The 18,575-nt window shown below is 41.3% G+C and carries 18 protein-coding genes, 1 tRNA gene, 1 other RNA gene, 1 riboswitch and 1 other annotated feature; of the genes, 16 read left to right on the forward strand and 4 right to left on the reverse strand.

Features of this window, described 5'->3' with window-relative positions; all coding sequences use genetic code 11:
- Positions 1-694 precede the first annotated feature (694 nt).
- Entirely contained in the window at positions 695-1,672 is a 978-nt protein-coding gene (locus P4V41_RS18130) for a YaaC family protein (protein WP_328086609.1), read from the reverse strand.
- A 134-nt stretch (positions 1,673-1,806) separates the two neighbouring features.
- Here P4V41_RS18130 and guaB point away from each other — a divergent pair, with 134 nt between their 5' ends.
- The 9 genes from guaB (at position 1,807) to P4V41_RS18175 (ending at position 11,883) form a co-directional block, all read left to right on the forward strand.
- Positions 1,807-3,264: an IMP dehydrogenase gene (gene guaB / locus P4V41_RS18135; protein WP_328086610.1), complete on the forward strand. Its 1,458-nt coding sequence runs from the start codon at positions 1,807-1,809 to the stop codon at positions 3,262-3,264.
- 128 nt (positions 3,265-3,392) lie between these two features.
- Complete coding sequence (locus P4V41_RS18140; protein ID WP_328086622.1) at positions 3,393-4,703, forward strand: D-alanyl-D-alanine carboxypeptidase family protein; 1,311 nt, start codon at positions 3,393-3,395, stop codon at positions 4,701-4,703.
- A gap of 174 nt (positions 4,704-4,877) precedes the next feature.
- Positions 4,878-5,762 carry a pyridoxal 5'-phosphate synthase lyase subunit PdxS gene (gene pdxS, locus P4V41_RS18145; protein ID WP_197196109.1) on the forward strand — a complete coding sequence of 295 codons (885 nt, stop codon included), beginning with the start codon at positions 4,878-4,880 and terminating at the stop codon, positions 5,760-5,762.
- A 4-nt stretch (positions 5,763-5,766) separates the two neighbouring features.
- Positions 5,767-6,351 (forward strand): pyridoxal 5'-phosphate synthase glutaminase subunit PdxT, encoded by a 585-nt coding sequence (pdxT, locus tag P4V41_RS18150; RefSeq protein WP_328086611.1) that lies wholly within the window; start codon positions 5,767-5,769, stop codon positions 6,349-6,351.
- Positions 6,352-6,388: 37 nt separating this feature from the next.
- Positions 6,389-6,604, forward strand: a binding site (T-box leader).
- Positions 6,605-6,866: 262 nt separating this feature from the next.
- The gene (gene serS, locus P4V41_RS18155; RefSeq protein WP_328086612.1) at positions 6,867-8,141 is read left to right on the forward strand and encodes a serine--tRNA ligase; all 1,275 of its coding nucleotides are present in this window, start codon (positions 6,867-6,869) and stop codon (positions 8,139-8,141) included.
- 332 nt (positions 8,142-8,473) lie between these two features.
- Positions 8,474-8,566: transfer RNA gene (locus tag P4V41_RS18160), tRNA-Ser, on the forward strand.
- 413 nt (positions 8,567-8,979) lie between these two features.
- Positions 8,980-9,086: riboswitch (SAM riboswitch) on the forward strand.
- Between the two features lie 68 nt (positions 9,087-9,154).
- Positions 9,155-10,168: a methionine ABC transporter ATP-binding protein gene (locus P4V41_RS18165; protein WP_328086613.1), complete on the forward strand. Its 1,014-nt coding sequence runs from the start codon at positions 9,155-9,157 to the stop codon at positions 10,166-10,168.
- Entirely contained in the window at positions 10,161-10,823 is a 663-nt protein-coding gene (locus tag P4V41_RS18170) for a methionine ABC transporter permease (RefSeq protein WP_328086614.1), read from the forward strand. Before P4V41_RS18165 ends, P4V41_RS18170 begins: the two co-directional genes overlap by 8 nt.
- Positions 10,824-11,067: 244 nt before the next feature.
- Complete coding sequence (locus tag P4V41_RS18175; RefSeq protein WP_328086615.1) at positions 11,068-11,883, forward strand: MetQ/NlpA family ABC transporter substrate-binding protein; 816 nt, start codon at positions 11,068-11,070, stop codon at positions 11,881-11,883.
- A gap of 51 nt (positions 11,884-11,934) precedes the next feature.
- Here P4V41_RS18175 and P4V41_RS18180 read toward each other — a convergent pair whose 3' ends face one another.
- The 3 genes from P4V41_RS18180 to P4V41_RS18190 all read right to left on the reverse strand — a co-directional run bounded on the left by P4V41_RS18180 (position 11,935) and on the right by P4V41_RS18190 (position 13,973).
- The gene (locus tag P4V41_RS18180; RefSeq protein ID WP_328086616.1) at positions 11,935-12,603 is read right to left on the reverse strand and encodes a deoxynucleoside kinase; all 669 of its coding nucleotides are present in this window, start codon (positions 12,601-12,603) and stop codon (positions 11,935-11,937) included.
- The gene (locus tag P4V41_RS18185) at positions 12,600-13,241 is read right to left on the reverse strand and encodes a deoxynucleoside kinase (protein ID WP_328086617.1); all 642 of its coding nucleotides are present in this window, start codon (positions 13,239-13,241) and stop codon (positions 12,600-12,602) included. Before P4V41_RS18185 ends, P4V41_RS18180 begins: the two co-directional genes overlap by 4 nt.
- A gap of 117 nt (positions 13,242-13,358) precedes the next feature.
- Positions 13,359-13,973, reverse strand: coding sequence for an isochorismatase family cysteine hydrolase (locus tag P4V41_RS18190; RefSeq protein ID WP_328086618.1), 615 nt, complete (start codon positions 13,971-13,973; stop codon positions 13,359-13,361).
- Positions 13,974-14,119: 146 nt separating this feature from the next.
- Here P4V41_RS18190 and tadA point away from each other — a divergent pair, with 146 nt between their 5' ends.
- The 7 genes from tadA to P4V41_RS18225 all read left to right on the forward strand — a co-directional run bounded on the left by tadA (position 14,120) and on the right by P4V41_RS18225 (position 18,313).
- Positions 14,120-14,620 carry a tRNA adenosine(34) deaminase TadA gene (gene tadA, locus P4V41_RS18195; protein WP_328086619.1) on the forward strand — a complete coding sequence of 167 codons (501 nt, stop codon included), beginning with the start codon at positions 14,120-14,122 and terminating at the stop codon, positions 14,618-14,620.
- 86 nt (positions 14,621-14,706) lie between these two features.
- An RNA gene (ffs, locus tag P4V41_RS18200) (signal recognition particle sRNA large type) lies at positions 14,707-14,971 on the forward strand.
- Between the two features lie 106 nt (positions 14,972-15,077).
- Positions 15,078-16,787, forward strand: coding sequence for a DNA polymerase III subunit gamma/tau (gene dnaX / locus P4V41_RS18205; protein WP_328086620.1), 1,710 nt, complete (start codon positions 15,078-15,080; stop codon positions 16,785-16,787).
- Between the two features lie 16 nt (positions 16,788-16,803).
- A complete protein-coding gene (locus P4V41_RS18210) occupies positions 16,804-17,121 on the forward strand; it encodes a YbaB/EbfC family nucleoid-associated protein (protein WP_370630164.1) in 318 nt (105 codons plus the stop codon).
- A gap of 9 nt (positions 17,122-17,130) precedes the next feature.
- Positions 17,131-17,727: a recombination mediator RecR gene (gene recR / locus P4V41_RS18215; RefSeq protein ID WP_066242586.1), complete on the forward strand. Its 597-nt coding sequence runs from the start codon at positions 17,131-17,133 to the stop codon at positions 17,725-17,727.
- Positions 17,728-17,744: 17 nt separating this feature from the next.
- Entirely contained in the window at positions 17,745-17,969 is a 225-nt protein-coding gene (locus tag P4V41_RS18220) for a YaaL family protein (protein ID WP_066390458.1), read from the forward strand.
- Positions 17,970-18,046: 77 nt separating this feature from the next.
- Positions 18,047-18,313, forward strand: a complete 267-nt coding sequence (locus tag P4V41_RS18225) for a pro-sigmaK processing inhibitor BofA family protein (RefSeq protein WP_328086621.1) — start codon at positions 18,047-18,049, stop codon at positions 18,311-18,313.
- Positions 18,314-18,575: the final 262 nt, after the last annotated feature.

The raw sequence follows: 18,575 nt of genomic DNA on the forward strand, positions 1-18,575 counted from the left end.
GACGTTGCTAGGCAATGAGGAAGATGGATGAGAATCCATCTTCTTTTTTTGTGCTTAAAAAGATAGAAAAGAAATAAGGTGGTTTGCCGGATGCCAAACTTCTGATTAAGAGTGACTGGGGTTGGGGTTAGAAGGCTCGGGGGTATAGAGCTTGGTTAGAGTCGCGAGTGTTTGTCGAGATTTAGCGAATGGCCTTTATTTTTGATTTTAGACTTAATTGAGGTTCGTTCCGACTTAATTAGCTCTTATTTCGACTTAATTTTCTTCATTCAGACTTAATTAGGGCCAGGAGATACCCAGCGTGGTATTCTTGGGACGCACGCTTAACGCTTAGAACGATCCTCACAACCTCAAAATAGGAAGAAGATGGCCACAGCCATCTTCCAATACGCGATATTCTTCAGTAAAAGCTCCAAAAATCATCTCTACAAGCCCCTCTGGCAGCTCCACAAACCATCACCCAAGCTAAAAACCCACTAAAACACTTTAGATACTACACACAAATCCCAAAACAGCGCTCCTCATCACCTAATCCCACTTAATTTCACGGTAATCTTTCATATATTCACGGATAAGCCTCATAATTTCACGGATAAAATTATTTATCGAATTTTCGACACTGATACCCTTTATTACTAACACCCTCTATTACCGCCACCGTATCAGCCAATTCCCCACAACCAAAAACCACCTCTCAATTCCTCAACTGCAGCATAACACCAAAAAGGTAGGGAATCTTTTGAGCTGTAATGTTTAGGAACTGTTGGATATAGGGTAATTCTTCTGAAGAATATGTATGAAAAAGTTCGCTCCACCATTCGGTATCGTATCTGCTCAACATACTTAAGTTGTAAAGAATCACATAGTGAACCATGAACTCGTTTAAACGTGGAGATTGTAAAAGATCGCGATTAACGGGCAAGTAGTATGTGCTCTCTAGATAATGATAAGATAACGGAAAGCAATCAAACGGCTTCAACCGATTATTCGCCCCAATAACAAGATGCATCTTATCTTCACTACCACTCAAATCCAAAGTAAACTGTGAAGGAAACAAGCCGGTCATAAATTCACTAAATCTTTCTAATGACATATGTAGGTGGTCGTTAACACGCTTTGGAAGACAAAAAGTATTTTCATTTTCCCTATCCATCTTAACGAGGTGAACACCATCAGTCATCTGTTTAAACAAAGGACATAATTCTGGTACTGTTTGCAGAAGAGAAATCATTGTGAATTTTTCTCCTTCAATATGTTTCATGTGAAACACTTTTTCACAAAAATGATTAAACAAACCTGTCCTTTGTACTTTTACCTCATCGTATAGAAATTCATAACTTCTTTTCTTTCTTTTTCTTGTAGATAGTCCATGCGCAAGAACTGCGCTTGAATCCGGATAGTCAGGATCGGTGCACAATATGCATGCCTTCATCAGCTGAGTCATGCCATAAAACAAAAGAACAGGCTTTAGCTCCATAGGTGCTCCATCAGCGAGTTCGTAATATTTTTTTCCATGCTCGATATAGTAAATAAATCCATATGTATTATCAAAACTTTTGCCGCTCTTGTCTTCAATGTTTAACTGATCGTATTGTTTGCTTAAGAATTGCTGTGTTTTTTGAGAGGAAAAGAACATATCGAATAAAGCCCAAGGTTCATGTTTCGTTATCATATCTAGATTAATCCTCTCTTCGTAAATTATTTGAAAAATCGAACATATTTTGTATTCCTTGACACTAGTGTACCCAGTTGATAATCTACAAATAATATTTTTCAGGAAGATAAATTTGAAGGGGTGGTTATGGTATGTGGCAAGATAAGTTTGCAAAAGAAGGTTTAACCTTTGATGATGTGTTATTAATTCCAGCAAAATCTTCAGTTCTGCCTGGTGATGTTTCGATTAAAACGAGGTTATCTGATACGGTTCAATTGAACATTCCGATTATCAGTGCTGGTATGGATACGGTAACAGAAGCAAACATGGCAATCGCTATGGCACGACAAGGCGGTTTAGGAATTGTACACAAGAACATGTCTATCGAAGAACAAGCAGAGCAGATCGACCGCGTTAAACGTTCTGAAAGTGGCGTAATTACAGACCCGTTCTACCTGACACCTGAACATCAAGTATTTGACGCTGAGCATCTGATGGGCAAGTATCGCATCAGCGGTGTGCCAATCGTTGACGAAGATAAAAAGTTAGTGGGTATTTTGACGAACCGTGATTTACGTTTTGTTCAGGATTATTCCATTAAGATTTCAGATGTGATGACAAAAGAAAACTTAGTGACTGCGCCTGTTGGCACTACGTTAAAAGAAGCTGAAAAGACACTTCAGCAATATAAGATTGAAAAGCTTCCACTCGTGGATGATGAAGGTACACTACAAGGCCTAATCACTATTAAAGATATCGAAAAAGTGATCGAGTTCCCGAACTCTGCAAAAGATTCACAAGGCCGTTTATTAGTCGGCGCTGCAGTAGGTGTTACGAAGGACGCACTTCTTCGTGTAGAGAAGTTGGTTGAAGCAGGTGTGGATGTAATCGTAATCGACACGGCTCATGGTCATTCTGAAGGCGTACTTCAAAAAGTGCGTGAAGTTAGAGAGGCTTATCCAAAATTAACGATCATCGCAGGAAACGTTGCTACTGCAGAGGCTACTCGTGATTTGATTGAAGCAGGAGCAAGCGTTGTAAAAGTAGGAATCGGACCTGGATCGATCTGTACGACACGTGTTGTTGCCGGTGTAGGTGTTCCACAAGTAACGGCTGTATATGATTGTGCAACAGAAGCGAAGAAGTATGGAGTACCGATCATTGCAGATGGTGGTATTAAATACTCTGGAGATATCGTTAAAGCGATCGCAGCAGGCGGACATGCTGTTATGCTAGGCAGTATGCTTGCAGGAGTGTCTGAGAGTCCAGGAGAGCGTGAAATCTTCCAAGGACGCCAATTTAAAGTGTATCGTGGCATGGGTTCAGTTGGCGCGATGGAGCGAGGAAGCAGCGACCGCTATTTCCAGGAAAATAATAAGAAGCTTGTTCCAGAAGGTATTGAAGGACGCTTACCTTATAAAGGACCATTGGCTGATACGATTTATCAGCTGATCGGTGGTATTCGTTCAGGTATGGGTTATTGTGGAACAGCTACAATCGATGAGCTTCAAAATGATTCACGTTTTGTAAAAATAACGGGTGCTGGTCTTCGTGAGAGTCATCCGCATCAAGTTCAAATTACTAAAGAAGCACCAAATTATTCAGTCTAAAGACACATTTTTAGGACAGAGGTATAACCTCTGTCTATTTTTTTGAAAATGTGTATGGTACAATAACTTTTGTGTGTAAATGGGTTTGGAGGTGCAGTTTTTTGAACAGCAAGATAAAACAACTTTTAGTGGTAACACTGATTTTTTCATTTTTTACGACGAGTTTATTAGGATTTTCAAAGTCAGCAAGTGCGGCACCGTCTTTAGATCTACAAGCTGAAGGGGCTATACTTGTCGATGCAGAAACGGGGAAAATATTATATCAGAAAAATGCTGATAAGTTACTCGCTCCTGCAAGTATGAGTAAGATGATGACCGAATACCTATTACTAGAAGCCATTGACAAGAAAAAGATATCTTGGGATCAGAAAACGAGTATTTCTGAATATGCCCATAAGATATCTCAAAATCGAACGTTATCGAACGTACCTTTACGTGTAGATGAAAAATATACAGTTCGTGAGTTATACCAAGCGATGGCGATTTATTCTGCTAATGGAGCAACGATCGCATTATCAGAACTAATTGCGGGCTCAGAAGGTGAGTTCGTTAAAAAGATGAATGCCAAGGCGAAAGAACTAGGCATGAAAGATTTTAACTTCGTTAACTCTACGGGCCTTAATAATAAAGACCTGTTTGGCAACCATAATTCAGGCAGTGAAACAGACGAGAACATGATGAGTCCTCGTGCTACTGCTATTCTAGCGTTTAGCTTACTTAACGATCATCCAGAAGTATTAGAAACAGCAAGTGTTCCACGTTTAAAATTCCGTGAGGGTTCTGATGACGAAATCCAGATGGAAAACTGGAACTGGATGCTTCCTGAGCTCAATAGTGGCTATGAGGGAGTAGACGGATTAAAAACAGGATCAACGGACCTTGCAGGTAACTGTTTTACAGGTACAGTGAAAAAGGGAGATACTCGCCTAATCTCAGTTGTTATGAAAACAGATACTCGTTTAGATCGATTCAAAGAAACGAAAAAGCTATTTGATTTTGGATTTGCAAACTTTGAAAAAGCACAGATCCTACCAGATAACTACCAAGTAAAAGGCAACAAAACGGTTCCTGTCGAAAAAGGTAAGGAAAAAGAAGTTAAAGTTGCTACAAAACAACCTCTTTCCATGGTGATTAAAAGAGGAGAAAAAGAAAACTATAAGCCTAAGTTTGTTATTGATAAGAAGAAGATGACAAAAGAAGGCGAACTGACTGCACCTGTTAAAAAAGGTGAGATTGTCGGTCATATCAATGTTGAGTATACGGGCAGCGGTGAAGACTATGGCTACCTGCTCAATGGAGACACAAAAGGTAAAACAGAAGTAGTGACCACACAATCAGTTGAAAAAGCAAACTGGTTCGTTCTTGCATTACGTGGTGTTGGCGGTTTCTTTGGAGGACTTTGGTCCGGTGCCGTTGACATGGTTAAGAGCTGGTTTTAATTTTATACGTACTTAAGAAGTTCTTTAGCAGATGCTGAAGGACTTCTTTTTTTCTGAAAATAGAGAGAGCTTGCGATTTTTTTGATTTGCGATAAAATAGATGAGAATACTAGTTTTATCTTAAAACAACCGAAAATTGTTGTTATAACACATATAATTCAGGGGGTAGTAAGCATGTTAAAAACAGGTACTGAACGTGTTAAAAGAGGAATGGCAGAAATGCAAAAAGGCGGCGTCATCATGGACGTTGTAAACGCAGAGCAAGCTCGTATCGCTGAAGCTGCAGGAGCGGTAGCGGTAATGGCTCTTGAGCGTGTTCCGTCAGATATTCGTGCTGCAGGCGGAGTAGCGCGTATGGCTGATCCTACGATCACAGAAGAAGTTCTGAATGCTGTTTCTATTCCCGTTATGGCGAAGGCTCGTATTGGACATATCGTTGAAGCGCGTGTTCTTGAAGCTATGGGTGTGGACTATATCGATGAGAGTGAAGTACTAACTCCAGCGGATGAAGTTTTTCATTTATTGAAGAGCGATTACACTGTACCATTCGTATGCGGAGCACGTGATCTTGGAGAAGCATCACGCCGGATTGCTGAAGGTGCATCTATGCTTCGTACAAAAGGTGAGCCTGGAACAGGTAACATCGTTGAGGCGGTACGCCACATGAGAATGATTCAAGGCCAGATTCGTAAAGTCGTTGCTATGAGCGAAGATGAGCTCATGACAGAAGCTAAGAATTTAGGTGCTCCATTTGAAGTTCTTCTTCAAATTAAAAAAGCTGGCAAGCTACCTGTTGTTAACTTTGCAGCAGGCGGAATTGCAACTCCAGCGGATGCAGCACTCATGATGGAGCTTGGCGCTGACGGCGTATTCGTTGGATCAGGAATCTTCAAGTCTGAGAACCCAGAAAAGTTTGCTCGTGCCATCGTAGAAGCTACAACTCATTACCAAGACTACAAACTAATCGCTGAACTATCTAAAGATTTAGGAACGGCTATGAAGGGCATCGATATCTCTACACTAGCTCACGGTGAGCGCATGCAGGAGCGAGGCTGGTAATTACATGCTTAAAATCGGAGTATTAGCCTTACAAGGTGCGGTACGAGAGCATGTAGCAGCGATTGAAGCAAGTGGTGCAGAAGCCGTAGCGGTAAAGCGTGTAGATGAACTATCTGACCTCGATGGATTAGTTATGCCAGGCGGCGAGAGTACAGCGATGAGACGATTGATTGATAAATATCACTTCCTAGAACCATTAAAGAAGTTTGCTCAAAACAAGCCAGTCTTCGGCACATGTGCAGGTTTGATCTTGATGGCTAAACGCATTCAATGCCAAGATACAGCACATCTTGAACTGATTGATATGACGGTTGAGCGCAATGCGTTCGGGCGTCAGGTGGACAGTTTTGAAGCGGATCTTATGATACATGGTGTAGGAGAAGATTACACGGGGGTATTTATTCGTGCTCCGTTTATCGTTGAAGTCGGACCAGAAGTAGAGATTCTTTCGAAGCATAACGATCGAATCGTAGCGGCTAAACAAGGACATTTCCTATGTGCAGCATTCCATCCGGAACTAACGGACGACTATCGACTGCATCAATATTTTGTAAAAATGGTACAAACCGCTAAAGAAGTAGTTGCATAAAATACAAAAATGCTGTACATTACTATAAAATCATTATAAAAAATCAATGACAGGAACTAGTAGCAAAAATTACTTTGTTTAGAGAGTCGGTGGTTGGTGAAAACCGATCAAGGTGTTTTGTGAATCCATCCTCGAGTGAAGAGCTGAACAGTCAGTAAGCTTTTCCGGTGAAGAACCGTTACATGTAATGAAGCCGGCAATAGATATTCTATTGCAATTAGGGTGGCAACGCGGGTTAACTCTCGTCCCTATTTCTAATTTTTTTAGAAATAGAGGGCGGGAGTTTTTTGGTGTTAGTTTTTTACATTTTCTTCCTTGCATGTTGATTGGAGCGTAAGATGCGAGACTCCTACGGACGAGCGGTCAGGTGGAGACTACTGATGGCGCAAAGCATGCAGGAGGCTCACCGCACGCCCCGTGGAAAGCGAGCAATCTGAAGTCGAAATCAACTACTAACATGAGCGACCATGTATGAGAAAACCGTGATTTTTTATAAACTAAAGGAGGACATAAACATGTTAGATTTAAAATTTGTTCGTGCCAATTTTGAAGAAGTAAAAGAAAAGTTATCTGCACGTGGAGAAGATCTTTCTGGGTTAGATAAATTTGAAGCATTAGACCAACGCCGCCGTGAGTTGATCGGTGAAACGGAAGCTTTAAAATCTAAACGAAACGAAGTATCTAAACAAGTGGCAGAATTCAAGCGTGAGAAAAAAGACGCAGACCACCTCATCACAGAGATGCGTGAAGTAGGGGATAAGGTCAAAACGATGGACGATGAGCTTCGTCAAGTAGAGGAAGACCTTCACGGCATCATGCTGACATTGCCTAACATTCCGCATGAGAGTGTTCCTGTAGGCGAGACAGAAGACGATAACGTACCTGTACGCCATTGGGGAGATGTTCCTGAGTTTGCTTTTGAAGCAAAACCTCACTGGGATCTCGCAACTGAACTAAATATCGTTGATTTTGAACGTGGTGCAAAAGTTACAGGCAGCCGTTTCGCTTTCTATAAAGGGTTAGGCGCTCGTCTAGAGCGTGCCCTTATTAACTTCATGATGGATCTGCATGAAGACGAGCATGGATACACAGAGGTACTGCCACCATATATGGTTAATCGTCAAAGCATGACAGGAACAGGTCAGCTTCCAAAGTTTGAAGAAGATGCGTTCAAAATTCGCGAAGAAGACTATTTCTTAATTCCAACTTCTGAGGTTCCTGTAACGAACATGCACCGAGAAGAGATTCTTACAGCTGATGAACTTCCGATCACGTATGCGGCATACAGCGCATGTTTCCGTTCTGAAGCGGGATCTGCAGGACGCGACACGCGCGGCTTGATCCGTCAGCATCAGTTCAACAAAGTAGAACTTGTTCGCTTTGTTAAACCTGAGGATTCTTATGAAGAGCTCGAGAAGCTTACAGGACACGCTGAAAAAGTACTTCAGCTGCTTAACCTTCCGTACAGAGTACTCAGCATGTGTACGGCTGATCTAGGATTTACAGCAGCTAAGAAGTACGATATTGAAGTATACCTTCCAAGCTACGGCGAGTACCGCGAGATTTCTTCTTGCTCTAACTTTGAAGATTTCCAAGCGCGCCGTGCTCAAATTCGTTTCCGTCGAGATGCAAAAGGTAAGCCAGAATTCGTTCATACACTAAATGGATCTGGCCTTGCGATCGGCCGTACAGTAGCAGCTATTTTAGAGAACTACCAACAAGAAGATGGAACTGTAGTCATTCCAGAAGTTCTCCGTCCTTATATGGGCAACAAAGAAGTAATTAAGTAAAAATTGAAAGAAGCTGACTCAAAAAGGTACAAAAAGTGATCTTTAGAGTCAGCTTTTATTTGTTTAATGGGTGTAAACGTTTTACCATAGGTGGTGTGATTAAGTTTTCAGGTGGTGTGAAGTTGTCTATCGGTGAAAATTCAGGATTCACAGGTGAAAGTCATAGGATTTCAGGTGGTAAGCACTGTTTTATCGGTGAACGTGTAATAAATATAAGAACACGTACCGTAAAACCGTACATTCAAAAAAGACTAATAAAAATATAAAAAAGTTTTTAAAAACCGTTGACACTATAATTATGCTCATGGTAATATAGTTCTTGTCAGTCACACGGAGGTATACCCAAGTCCGGCTGAAGGGATCGGTCTTGAAAACCGACAGGGGTTTAACGACCCGCGGGGGTTCGAATCCCTCTACCTCCTCCATATACATATTCAACCTCATCTGAGTTTCTCGGATGAGGTTTTTTGTTATGTTTTCACATCTTAAACTCCATAAATCTAGACTTTAATAGAGTTTCACAAAGATTGTTGCTTTCAAATTGTCTTTTATGGTTGTTGATGGAGTGTAGGATGCGAGACTCCTGCGGGACAGGAGGGCAGGTGAGACACTTAAGAGAGTAAAACGTCTAATGTAGCTCACCGCCTGCCCCGCGGAAAGCGAGCAATCTGGAACGCAAATCAATCACTCCCAAAAGCAACTTTGCATATACCTAAAAAAGTTTTCCATTACACCACAGCAATGTAAGCGCTAACACTTTAAAGTGATAAAATAAAGTATTGACAGAACTTTTAGACAGAGCGTATGATGACAACTATAACTTAAATCAATAATGCAATGCTTATTCAGAGAGACCGAGGGATCAGGCCCTATGACGTCCGGCAACCTCCATTATGGAACGGTGCTACTTCCTGCAGAATGATGATTCGTTCTGGAAGATAAGTCGATGTTTACTTATTCGCCCTCTTCCATGGAATGAAGAGGGCTTTTTTATATTGTAAGGGGGAGGACATATGATCGAGATCAAAGACGTGACTAAATTATATAAAGTAAAAGGCAAAGAAATCGTCGGTGTTAAAAATGTATCACTGACCATCGAAAAGGGTGAGATTTTTGGCATTGTAGGCTATAGCGGGGCTGGTAAGAGCTCGTTGCTGCGCTGTCTTAACTTATTGGAAAAACCAACATCAGGAGAGATCAAGATCGATGGCGTCTCGATCACGAAGCTAGGAAAAAAGGAGTTGCGAGAAGAGCGTCTTAAGATTGGGATGATCTTTCAGCATTTTTATTTGATCAGTGCGAAGACTGTTTTTGAGAACATCGCCTTTGCTTTAAAAGCAGCTGGGAAAACGAAAGAGGAGATCAACAATAAGACTTCTGAGCTTTTAAAGATGGTGGGATTAGAGAATCAAAAAGATCAATACCCATCTCAGCTGAGTGGTGGGCAGAAACAGCGAGTAGGCATCGCGAGAGCACTTGCTAATGACCCGAAGGTATTACTTTGTGATGAAGCTACTTCAGCTCTTGATCCGAATACAACAAAATCTATTCTTTCCCTTTTAAAATCCATCAATAAAAAGTTAGGCATTACGATCGTGCTGATCACTCATGAGATGGAAGTGGTGAAAGAGATTTGTCACCGAATGGCTATCATGCAGGATGGAGAAATCATCGAGTCAGGTGAGGTGTACAACATTTTTGCTAATCCAGAAAAAGAGCTCACAAAAGCGTTCATCAGTTCTGTTATCCAGATGGATCTACCAGAACCTCTTCTAAAGAACAGAAAAGGAACAGTGATTAAGATTCAGTTCAAAGGTGCGATTGCAGAAGAGGCGGTTGTTTCAGAGCTATTCCAAAACTTCCGTGTAAAAGGAAATATCCTTCACGGTAAGATCGAATACATTCAAGACACACCGCTTGGTATCTTCATCATGGAACTTGTCGGTGAAGAGGCAGAAGTGAAGCGAGCGATCTCTTATATTGAGAGTCGCATAGAAAATCTTGAGGTGGTGAAACAAGTTGCTTGATTCTATTTTAAACATCCTTCCAGACCTGAATAAGGCATTCTTTGAAACGCTATATATGGTCGCAATATCACTAGGTGTTTCATTGATTGTAGGTTTACCCCTTGGAATCATTTTATTTGTAACTGACAAAGGATTGTTGTTTGAGAATGCGTGGATCAAGCAGATAGCGGGCATTCTTGTGAACTTAATCCGCTCTGTACCATTCATCATTTTATTAGTCGCGTTGTTACCATTAACACAGCTCATTACTGGAACAACCATCGGACCAACTGCAGCCTCAGTTTCTCTATCTGTTGCAGCCATCCCATTCTTTGCGCGGCTCGTAGAAACATCACTACGAGAGATCGATAAAGGCGTGATCGAAGCGGCCGTTGCAGTAGGCGCTACGCCATGGATGATCATCCGTGAAGTCCTTCTACCAGAAGCCAAGCCAGGAATCGTTCAAGCAATAACAGTCACAGCCATCAGTCTACTTGGCTATTCAGCCATGGCGGGTATCGTCGGCGGCGGAGGAATCGGAGACTTCGCCATCCGCTTCGGCTACTACCGCTACGACAACACGATCATGCTCACAACCGTAATCCTACTAATCGTAATCGTCCAGCTCATGCAAGTCATCGGAGACGGTGCAGCAAAGGCTGTGAATAAGAGATAATTATTACACTAAAGGATAGAAGATAAGCTTGATTTGAGTTTTAAAAAGACTTCATTGAAAAGTTGATTGGAGTGCAAGGTGTGAGACTCCTGCGGGACGAGCGGTCAGGTGAGACCCTTAAGGGCGCGAAGCGGCAAGGGGCTCACCGGTCGCCCCGCGGAAAGCGAAGCACCTGGAAAGGAAATCAACCACTTGCACAAATGCATCTAGTATATGCAAAAACAATTTTTAAAAGGGGATCATCATGAAAAAAATCATACTTACACTACTAACAGCACTACTAGCTTTCGGGTTAGCAGGCTGCTCATCTTCATCAGATGCATCAAAAGATAAAGAAGTAACCTTAGGCGCAACAGCAGGACCTTACACTGACATGGTCAACAAAGCGATCAAACCATCACTCGAGAAAAAAGGGTATAAGGTAAAGGTCATTGAATTCAGCGACTATATTCAACCAAACATGGCATTATCAAAAGGCGATCTTGACGCTAACCTTTTTCAACACAAAGTGTACATGGAGAATTTCGCAAAAGAAAAGAATTTAAAGCTCTCAGAAGTCATCATTGTTCCAACAGCACCGATGGGCCTCTATTCTGAGAAATTCAAATCGGTTAAGGACATAAAAGAAGGCAGCACGATCGCGATTCCAAACGATCCTGTGAACTTAGCTCGTACGTTGCTCATGCTTGAAGATGCAAAACTGATTACCATTAAGGAAGGAATTAATGAACTGACAGCTTCTGAAAAAGATGTAAAAGATAACCCTAAAAAGCTCGTGTTCAAACCATTAGAAGCCGCACAGCTTCCACGTGCTGTCCAAAGTGCAGATATTGCAGCTGTCCCTGGAAACTTTGCACTCGCAGCAAAGATGGACTTATTAGATGCGATTCAATTAGAGAACATGCCGGACACGTATCGTAACCGTGTTGTAGTGAATACGAAGGATGTAGATTCTGCTTTTGCAAAAGATATTAAAAAGATCGTGGAATCGAAGGAGTTTGAAGAAGTGATCGATAAGGAGTTCGAAGGCTTCGGAAAACCAGAATGGATGAAGAAATAAAATAAAACAAAACCCCGGGCTCATAAAAAATGAGAACCGGGGTTTCTATGTTTATAAGCGAACTTCTCTTTTCGCATTAATCTTTTGTGCGATCTTTTCTACGATATGATCGATAGATTCCGGATTATCGCGTAGATCATAGTCGTTAATATTCACACGAAGCACAGGACATGAATTAAAAGAAGCGATCCACTTTTCATAGCGGTCATACATCTCTTCCCAATAGGAAACAGGTGTCTCTTGCTCCATCTTACGGCCACGTTTTTGAATACGAGCTAAAATATCATCAAGAGAGCCTTCTAAGTAAATTAAACAATCAGGCTGCGGGAAGTATGGTGTCATCACCATCGCTTCAAACAGATGTGTATACGTTTCGTAATCTACATCAGACATGTTACCTTTATCAAAGTGCATGCGAGCAAATATACCCGTATCCTCATAAATGGAACGGTCTTGGACAAACCCACCGCCATAATCGAACATTCTTTTTTGTTCTTTAAAGCGTTCTGCTAAGAAGAATATCTGCAGGTGAAAGCTCCAGCGCTTAAAATCATGATAAAAGTTTTCTAAGTATGGGTTGTTATCCACTTTCTCCATGGATGTACGAAACTTTAATTTTTCAGCAAGTGCATTTGTAAACGTTGATTTACCCGCACCTACCATTCCAGCCACCGTAATAACAGCATCGTTTGGAATTCCGTATTGTATGAGTTTACTCATCGTGCAACCTCTCCTTTTTTCAGAGTTGCATCGATTAAGGAAAAGATTTTCTCTTTATCCTCTTCATACGCAACAAAATCTAACTCATCTCCGTTAAACGAGAGGACAGGAATCTCTGGATGTTGCTTCTTAAAAGCGGTCATGAACGTCTCGTAATCTGCAGCTAACTGTTCTAAGTATGCTGGCTCCATATTTTGCTCAATGAAGCGTCCACGCTTTCGAACGCGGTCCAGCAACGTATCGAGGCTAGCATTTAAATAAATGATCACGTTCGGAACAGGCATATCCTCAGTAAGGATATCAAAGCACTGCATGTATTTATGAAGATTTCCGTCTTTTAGCGTTCGACCGGCAAAAATACGGTTCTTAAAGATATGATAATCAGAAACGACAGGTATTTGTTTAGATAAATACTGCCCTTGAATCTCTTCAAGCTGTTTATACCTGTTGCAAAGAAAGAACATCTCGGTTTGAAAACTCCACTCATCAATGTTGTCGTAAAATTTTCCGAGAAAAGGATTCTCCTCTACAATCTCTTTCAATAATTGAAAGTTATAGTGCTCAGCAATAGCTTTTGCGAGCGATGTTTTCCCTACGCCAATCGGCCCTTCAACTGCGATAAAGGGGGTTGAACTCATCTTCCTTTTCCTCCCTTATAAAATAACAAACGAAAAATTACAGACAAAGAATATTGTAGCATACGTTTGGAAAAGGTGGTGGGAATATCGGTAAAAAGTTAATGGTAAATATGCTTTTTAATACATCGTTTTATGTTTGTTTTCTTTTGCCTGATTGATGATCGAACGTAAATCTAAGTCTACGCTCATGTTGATATTAGCATCTAACGTCTTTTCCATTAATAGTAAAGCTCTTTCGTTATCTTCTTCTATATTAGAAGCTGAACAATCAGAAGGTGCATAAAGTGTAAAACCTCTCATGTAAGCATCGTTTGCCGTAAAGAGGACACAAATGTTACCTGCCACACCGCATAGTATCAAAGTTTGTATCCCGAGTTCATTTAATAATGTAGATAAAGGTGTTGAAAAGAATCCAGAGTGCTTTGGTTTTACGACAAAAAAATCATCATCGTCAGGCTGCAATTTTTTAACGAATTCACCACCGGATTGTGTAAAGCAATAATCGACGAGCTTGTGCTTATCTGACTGCCATTGTCCAAAGTTATCGTTCACATAAATAACCGGAATGTTTTCTTGTTTAGCTCGCTTTTTCAAATCAAGAATTTTATCGGCAATCCGTGCAGATGTTTTTAACAAGAGCGGCGCCTCGGGAAAATTAAAGTCGTTGATCACGTCAATAATAAGCATAGCAACAGGTATTCTATTGTTTCCGTGCTGATGTTGTTTTTCCATAACGATCTCTCTTTCTTCTTAGCGGTATTAATTCTAGTCTCATCTATAAAAGGAAGTAAAATTTAGTTCATACATCCATTCCTTTCTTTATTATTAGCAAAACCTCTTGTATAATCTCTTACAACTAAAACTTTGGAGCGAAAATGATGGAAACCTTAGAAAAAGACGAATATTACATGGAGCTTGCTCTAGAGGAAGCGCAAAAAGCAGCAGATATTGGAGAAGTTCCGATAGGGGCTATTTTAGTAAAAGATGATCATATTGTGGCGAGAGCTCATAATCTGCGTGAAGCCGAACAAAGAGCGATCGCTCATGCAGAGCTTCTTGCCATTGATGAGGCGTGTAGAGAAATGAATGCATGGCGACTTGAAGGGTCAACACTTTATGTAACGCTTGAACCGTGTGCGATGTGTTCTGGCGCGATTGTTCTCTCAAGAGTAAGCCGTGTTGTATACGGAGCGGCTGATCCTAAAGGAGGTTGCGCGGGAACGTTAATGAATCTTTTACAAGAAGATCGTTTTAATCACCAATGTGAGGTTGTAGCGGGCGTAAAGGGTGAAGCGTGCAGTCGGATTCTTTCAAGCTTCTTTAAAAACCTTCGTGACCGTAAAAGGAAGGAAAAGGAAGAGCGTAAAAAGGAGCTTTAGTGCTCCTGCGGTTGATTTTTTCAGTAGGACATAGTATACTAAATCTTGCACATTTAGTTGTGCATCTAACATTGTTATACACTTTGTCGCGCTAGATGGGGAGGTAGCGGTGCCCTGTACTCGCAATCCGCTGTAGCGAGGTTGAATTCCTCTCCTCGGCTAGTTCAACGTATGGTCTGACGGACGTAAGTGGTGTTGATGTCCGGGTCCTGCGCAACGAAGACCCATGAACCCTGTCAGGTCCGGAAGGAAGCAGCAGTAAGTGGATCACTTCGTGTGCCGTGGGGCAACCTGGACTGAGCTAACTGCGTTTGTACGCATAGGTTGACTATTCCAAAGAGAGGTGCGCGGCATTCTTATATATAAACAATCACTCACCCTTGTTTCAGGGGTGAGTTTTTTGTAATGTTTCAGTATAATATAGAAAGAATGTATGTGATATAAAGGAGGCAAAGGGATGAGTTATCAAGCGCTCTACCGCGTATGGAGGCCACAGAGCTTTGAAGATATGGTCGGGCAGGAACACATTACAAAAACGATTCAAAATGCCTTGATGCAGGACAAGCTTTCCCATGCCTACCTGTTTTCAGGACCAAGAGGAACGGGTAAAACAAGTGCAGCGAAAATTATTGCGAAAGCCGTTAACTGTGAAAGGGCTCCAGTTTCTGAGCCATGTAATGAATGTGACGCTTGTAGAGGGATTACGAACGGCTCGATATCTGATGTGTTAGAAATCGATGCTGCGTCTAATACAGGTGTAGACGATATAAGAGATATACGGGACAAAGTAAAATTTGCGCCGTCTTCTGTTACGTACAAAGTCTATATCATAGATGAAGTACATATGCTTTCAACTGGTGCTTTTAACGCGTTGTTAAAAACATTAGAAGAACCGCCGAGCCATGTTATTTTTATTCTGGCAACAACTGAACCTCATAAAATTCCAGCAACGATCGTGTCGCGTTGTCAACGCTTTGACTTTAAGCGGATATCTTCACAGTCTATCATAGGTCGAATGAGGCAGATCGTCGATTCGAACGGTACCGAAGTTGATGAAGAGGCTCTGCAACTACTTGCTAGAGCAGCTGAAGGCGGAATGCGTGACGCCCTAAGTCTGCTCGACCAAGCGATCTCCTATAGTGATGATAAAGTAAGAGTGGAAGATGTTTTATCTGTAACAGGCTCTGCCTCACAAAAGCATCTTTCTGAGATGGCAGAAGCGTTTTTTGAAAAAGATGTATCAAAAGCTCTTACGTTATCGACAGAACTTTTACATGAAGGAAAAGATCCTGTTCGATTTTTAGGAGACCTTATCTACTATTATAGAGACATGCTTCTATATAAAACGGCCCCTCAATTAGAAGAGCTGTTAGAGCGGGTCTCAACGGATGAAGATTTTGCGCGATTAGCAGACGCTACAGCTGCAGAAGACATCTATTCGATCATCGGGCAGTTAAATACCGCACAACAAGAGATGAAATGGACGAACCATCCTAAGATTTTCTTAGAGACGACGTTCATCAAGATTTGTTATCAAAAACAAGAAGGAATCTCGTCACAAGCGGGGAATCCTTCTGTTGAACCGTTAATGCAGCGAATCGATCAACTAGAGCAAGAATTGCGAAAGATGAAAGAGGGCGGCTGGTCACCAAATGGTTCATCCACACAAACTGAAGCAGAGGCTCCAAAAGAGAAAAGGGTAATAAGAGGACAAGGTGGAGCATCACAAACGCAAGTGAAAGAAATGCTTAAAAAAGCAAAAAAACCAAATCTTGTTCAGCTTAAAGGGATGTGGGGAGAGGTCTTAGATAAGATACGTTCTGAAAAAGTAAGTGCATATGCTCTTCTTTCAGGGGCAGAGCCGGTAGCTTGTTCAGATCAGATCTTTTTGCTCGCGTTTCAGCATGAAATCCACCGTCAAATGGCTTCTCAAGAGAACAACAGAAGCTATGTTGAAAGCGCAGTTTATAGTACAATAGGTAAGAACCTGTCCATGCTATCTTTATTAGATCCTGAATGGCAGAAACTAAAAGCTGATTTCATTAAAGAACAACAGCAAGGTCAACCATCTTCTGAAGAAAAAGAAAAAACAGAAGATCCTCTCATCGCAGAGGCGATCAAATTGGTTGGCGATGATTTAATTGAGATAAAAGAAGAGGAAGAATAAGAGGAGGAATTGTAGGATGATGAAAGGCAACATGAACAATATGATGAAACAAATGCAAAAAATGCAGCGTGACATGGCAAAAGCTCAAGAGGAACTAAAAGACAAAGTGATCGAAGGTACAGCTGGAGGCGGCATGGTTACCGTTAAAGCGAACGGTCACAAAGAAATCATCGACATTATCATTAAAGAAGAAGTTGTAGATCCAGATGATATCGACATGCTTCAAGACCTTGTGTTAGCAGCTACGAACGATGCACTTAAAAAAGTGGACGAATTAGTATCACAAGACATGGGCAAATTCACAAAAGGACTTAACATTCCTGGAATGTTCTAGGAATATGTTATGCACTATCCTGAACCGATTTCAAAACTGATTGAAAGCTTTATGAAATTGCCGGGCATCGGACCGAAAACGGCGGTTCGCCTGGCATTTTTCGTATTGGAAATGAAAGAAGATGACGTTCTTGATTTTGGACGAGCACTCGTTAATGCGAAACGTCAGCTGATCTATTGTTCCAACTGCTTTCATATTACTGACCGTGATCCTTGTATGATCTGCGACGATTCAAGCAGAGACCGAACGACGATCTGCGTCGTTCATGATTCCAAGGATGTTATTGCGATGGAAAAAATGAAAGAATATCGCGGATTATATCATGTCCTCCACGGTGCCATCTCGCCGATGGACGGCGTAGGACCAGAGGATATAAAAGTCGCAGAACTGTTGAAGCGCTTAACAGATGAAGGAATTCAAGAAATTATCATGGCTACTGATCCTAACATTGAAGGAGAAGCCACTGCCATGTACATCGCTAGACTCTTAAAACCAACGGGTATTAAGATTACTCGTATTGCCCATGGCTTGCCTGTAGGCGGAGACTTGGAGTATGCGGATGAAGTAACGCTTTCCAAAGCGCTTGAAGGAAGAAGAGAAATCTAACTAAAGGGGTTGCTTACATGTTTTTTTCCCGAAAAGGGCGATTGAAGCGATCCGGAGATGAAGAGCTGCTTCAAAGTCTTGACGAGCTAAAGATAGACTGGATGCATCAAAAAGAGATGGTCGAGCGCAGTGTCGAGCCCTCTGAAGAGGTTATCTTTAAGCTTCAACTAGCAGAATCAAAATACTTCTTCTTATTAAAAGAAGCGAAAAAAAGAAACGTAACGACCAGCAAGTTAAAATAACTGCTGGTCTTTTTTTGGGACAACTCCCATACAATATCTAGTAAATAAATTGGATGTTGTATAGGAGGGATCACAGAATGGAGCCAATAACGGTAATCGCTATTCTTGGAACACTCATCTTTGTTCTTTTGCTTGTAGGTGCTCCAATGCGGCCGATACGCTGGGTCGGATTCGGCATCACACGTCTTTGTATTGGTGCACTGTTGTTATTTTTATTAAATGCGATTGGAAACTCATATGATATTCATATTCCGATCAATGCGATTACGGCGCTGATCTCAGGAATCGCTGGATTACCTGGCATTGCATCATTAGTAGCTATTGAATTCTTCATCTTAAACTAGAGTGAACATATGAACTTATAAACTAAGGTTTGGTGAGCGATTATAGGCTTTCTAAACCTTTTTTCATTTTATTAAAGTAATTTCAAAATAACTATTGACCTTAAATCACAATACGTGATATATTAGTTCTTGTCGCCGCAACACATGAAACATTGTTGCAGGCGGGAAACAAATTTCAAAAAACGGTTGACTTCTTATTATAAAGATGTTATCCTAATAAAGTCGCTAAAACGAGCGGCTAACAAAAAAGTTCTTTGAAAAC

This window comes from Fictibacillus nanhaiensis (assembly GCF_036213205.1).
Lineage (GTDB): Bacteria > Bacillota > Bacilli > Bacillales > Fictibacillaceae > Fictibacillus > Fictibacillus nanhaiensis_E.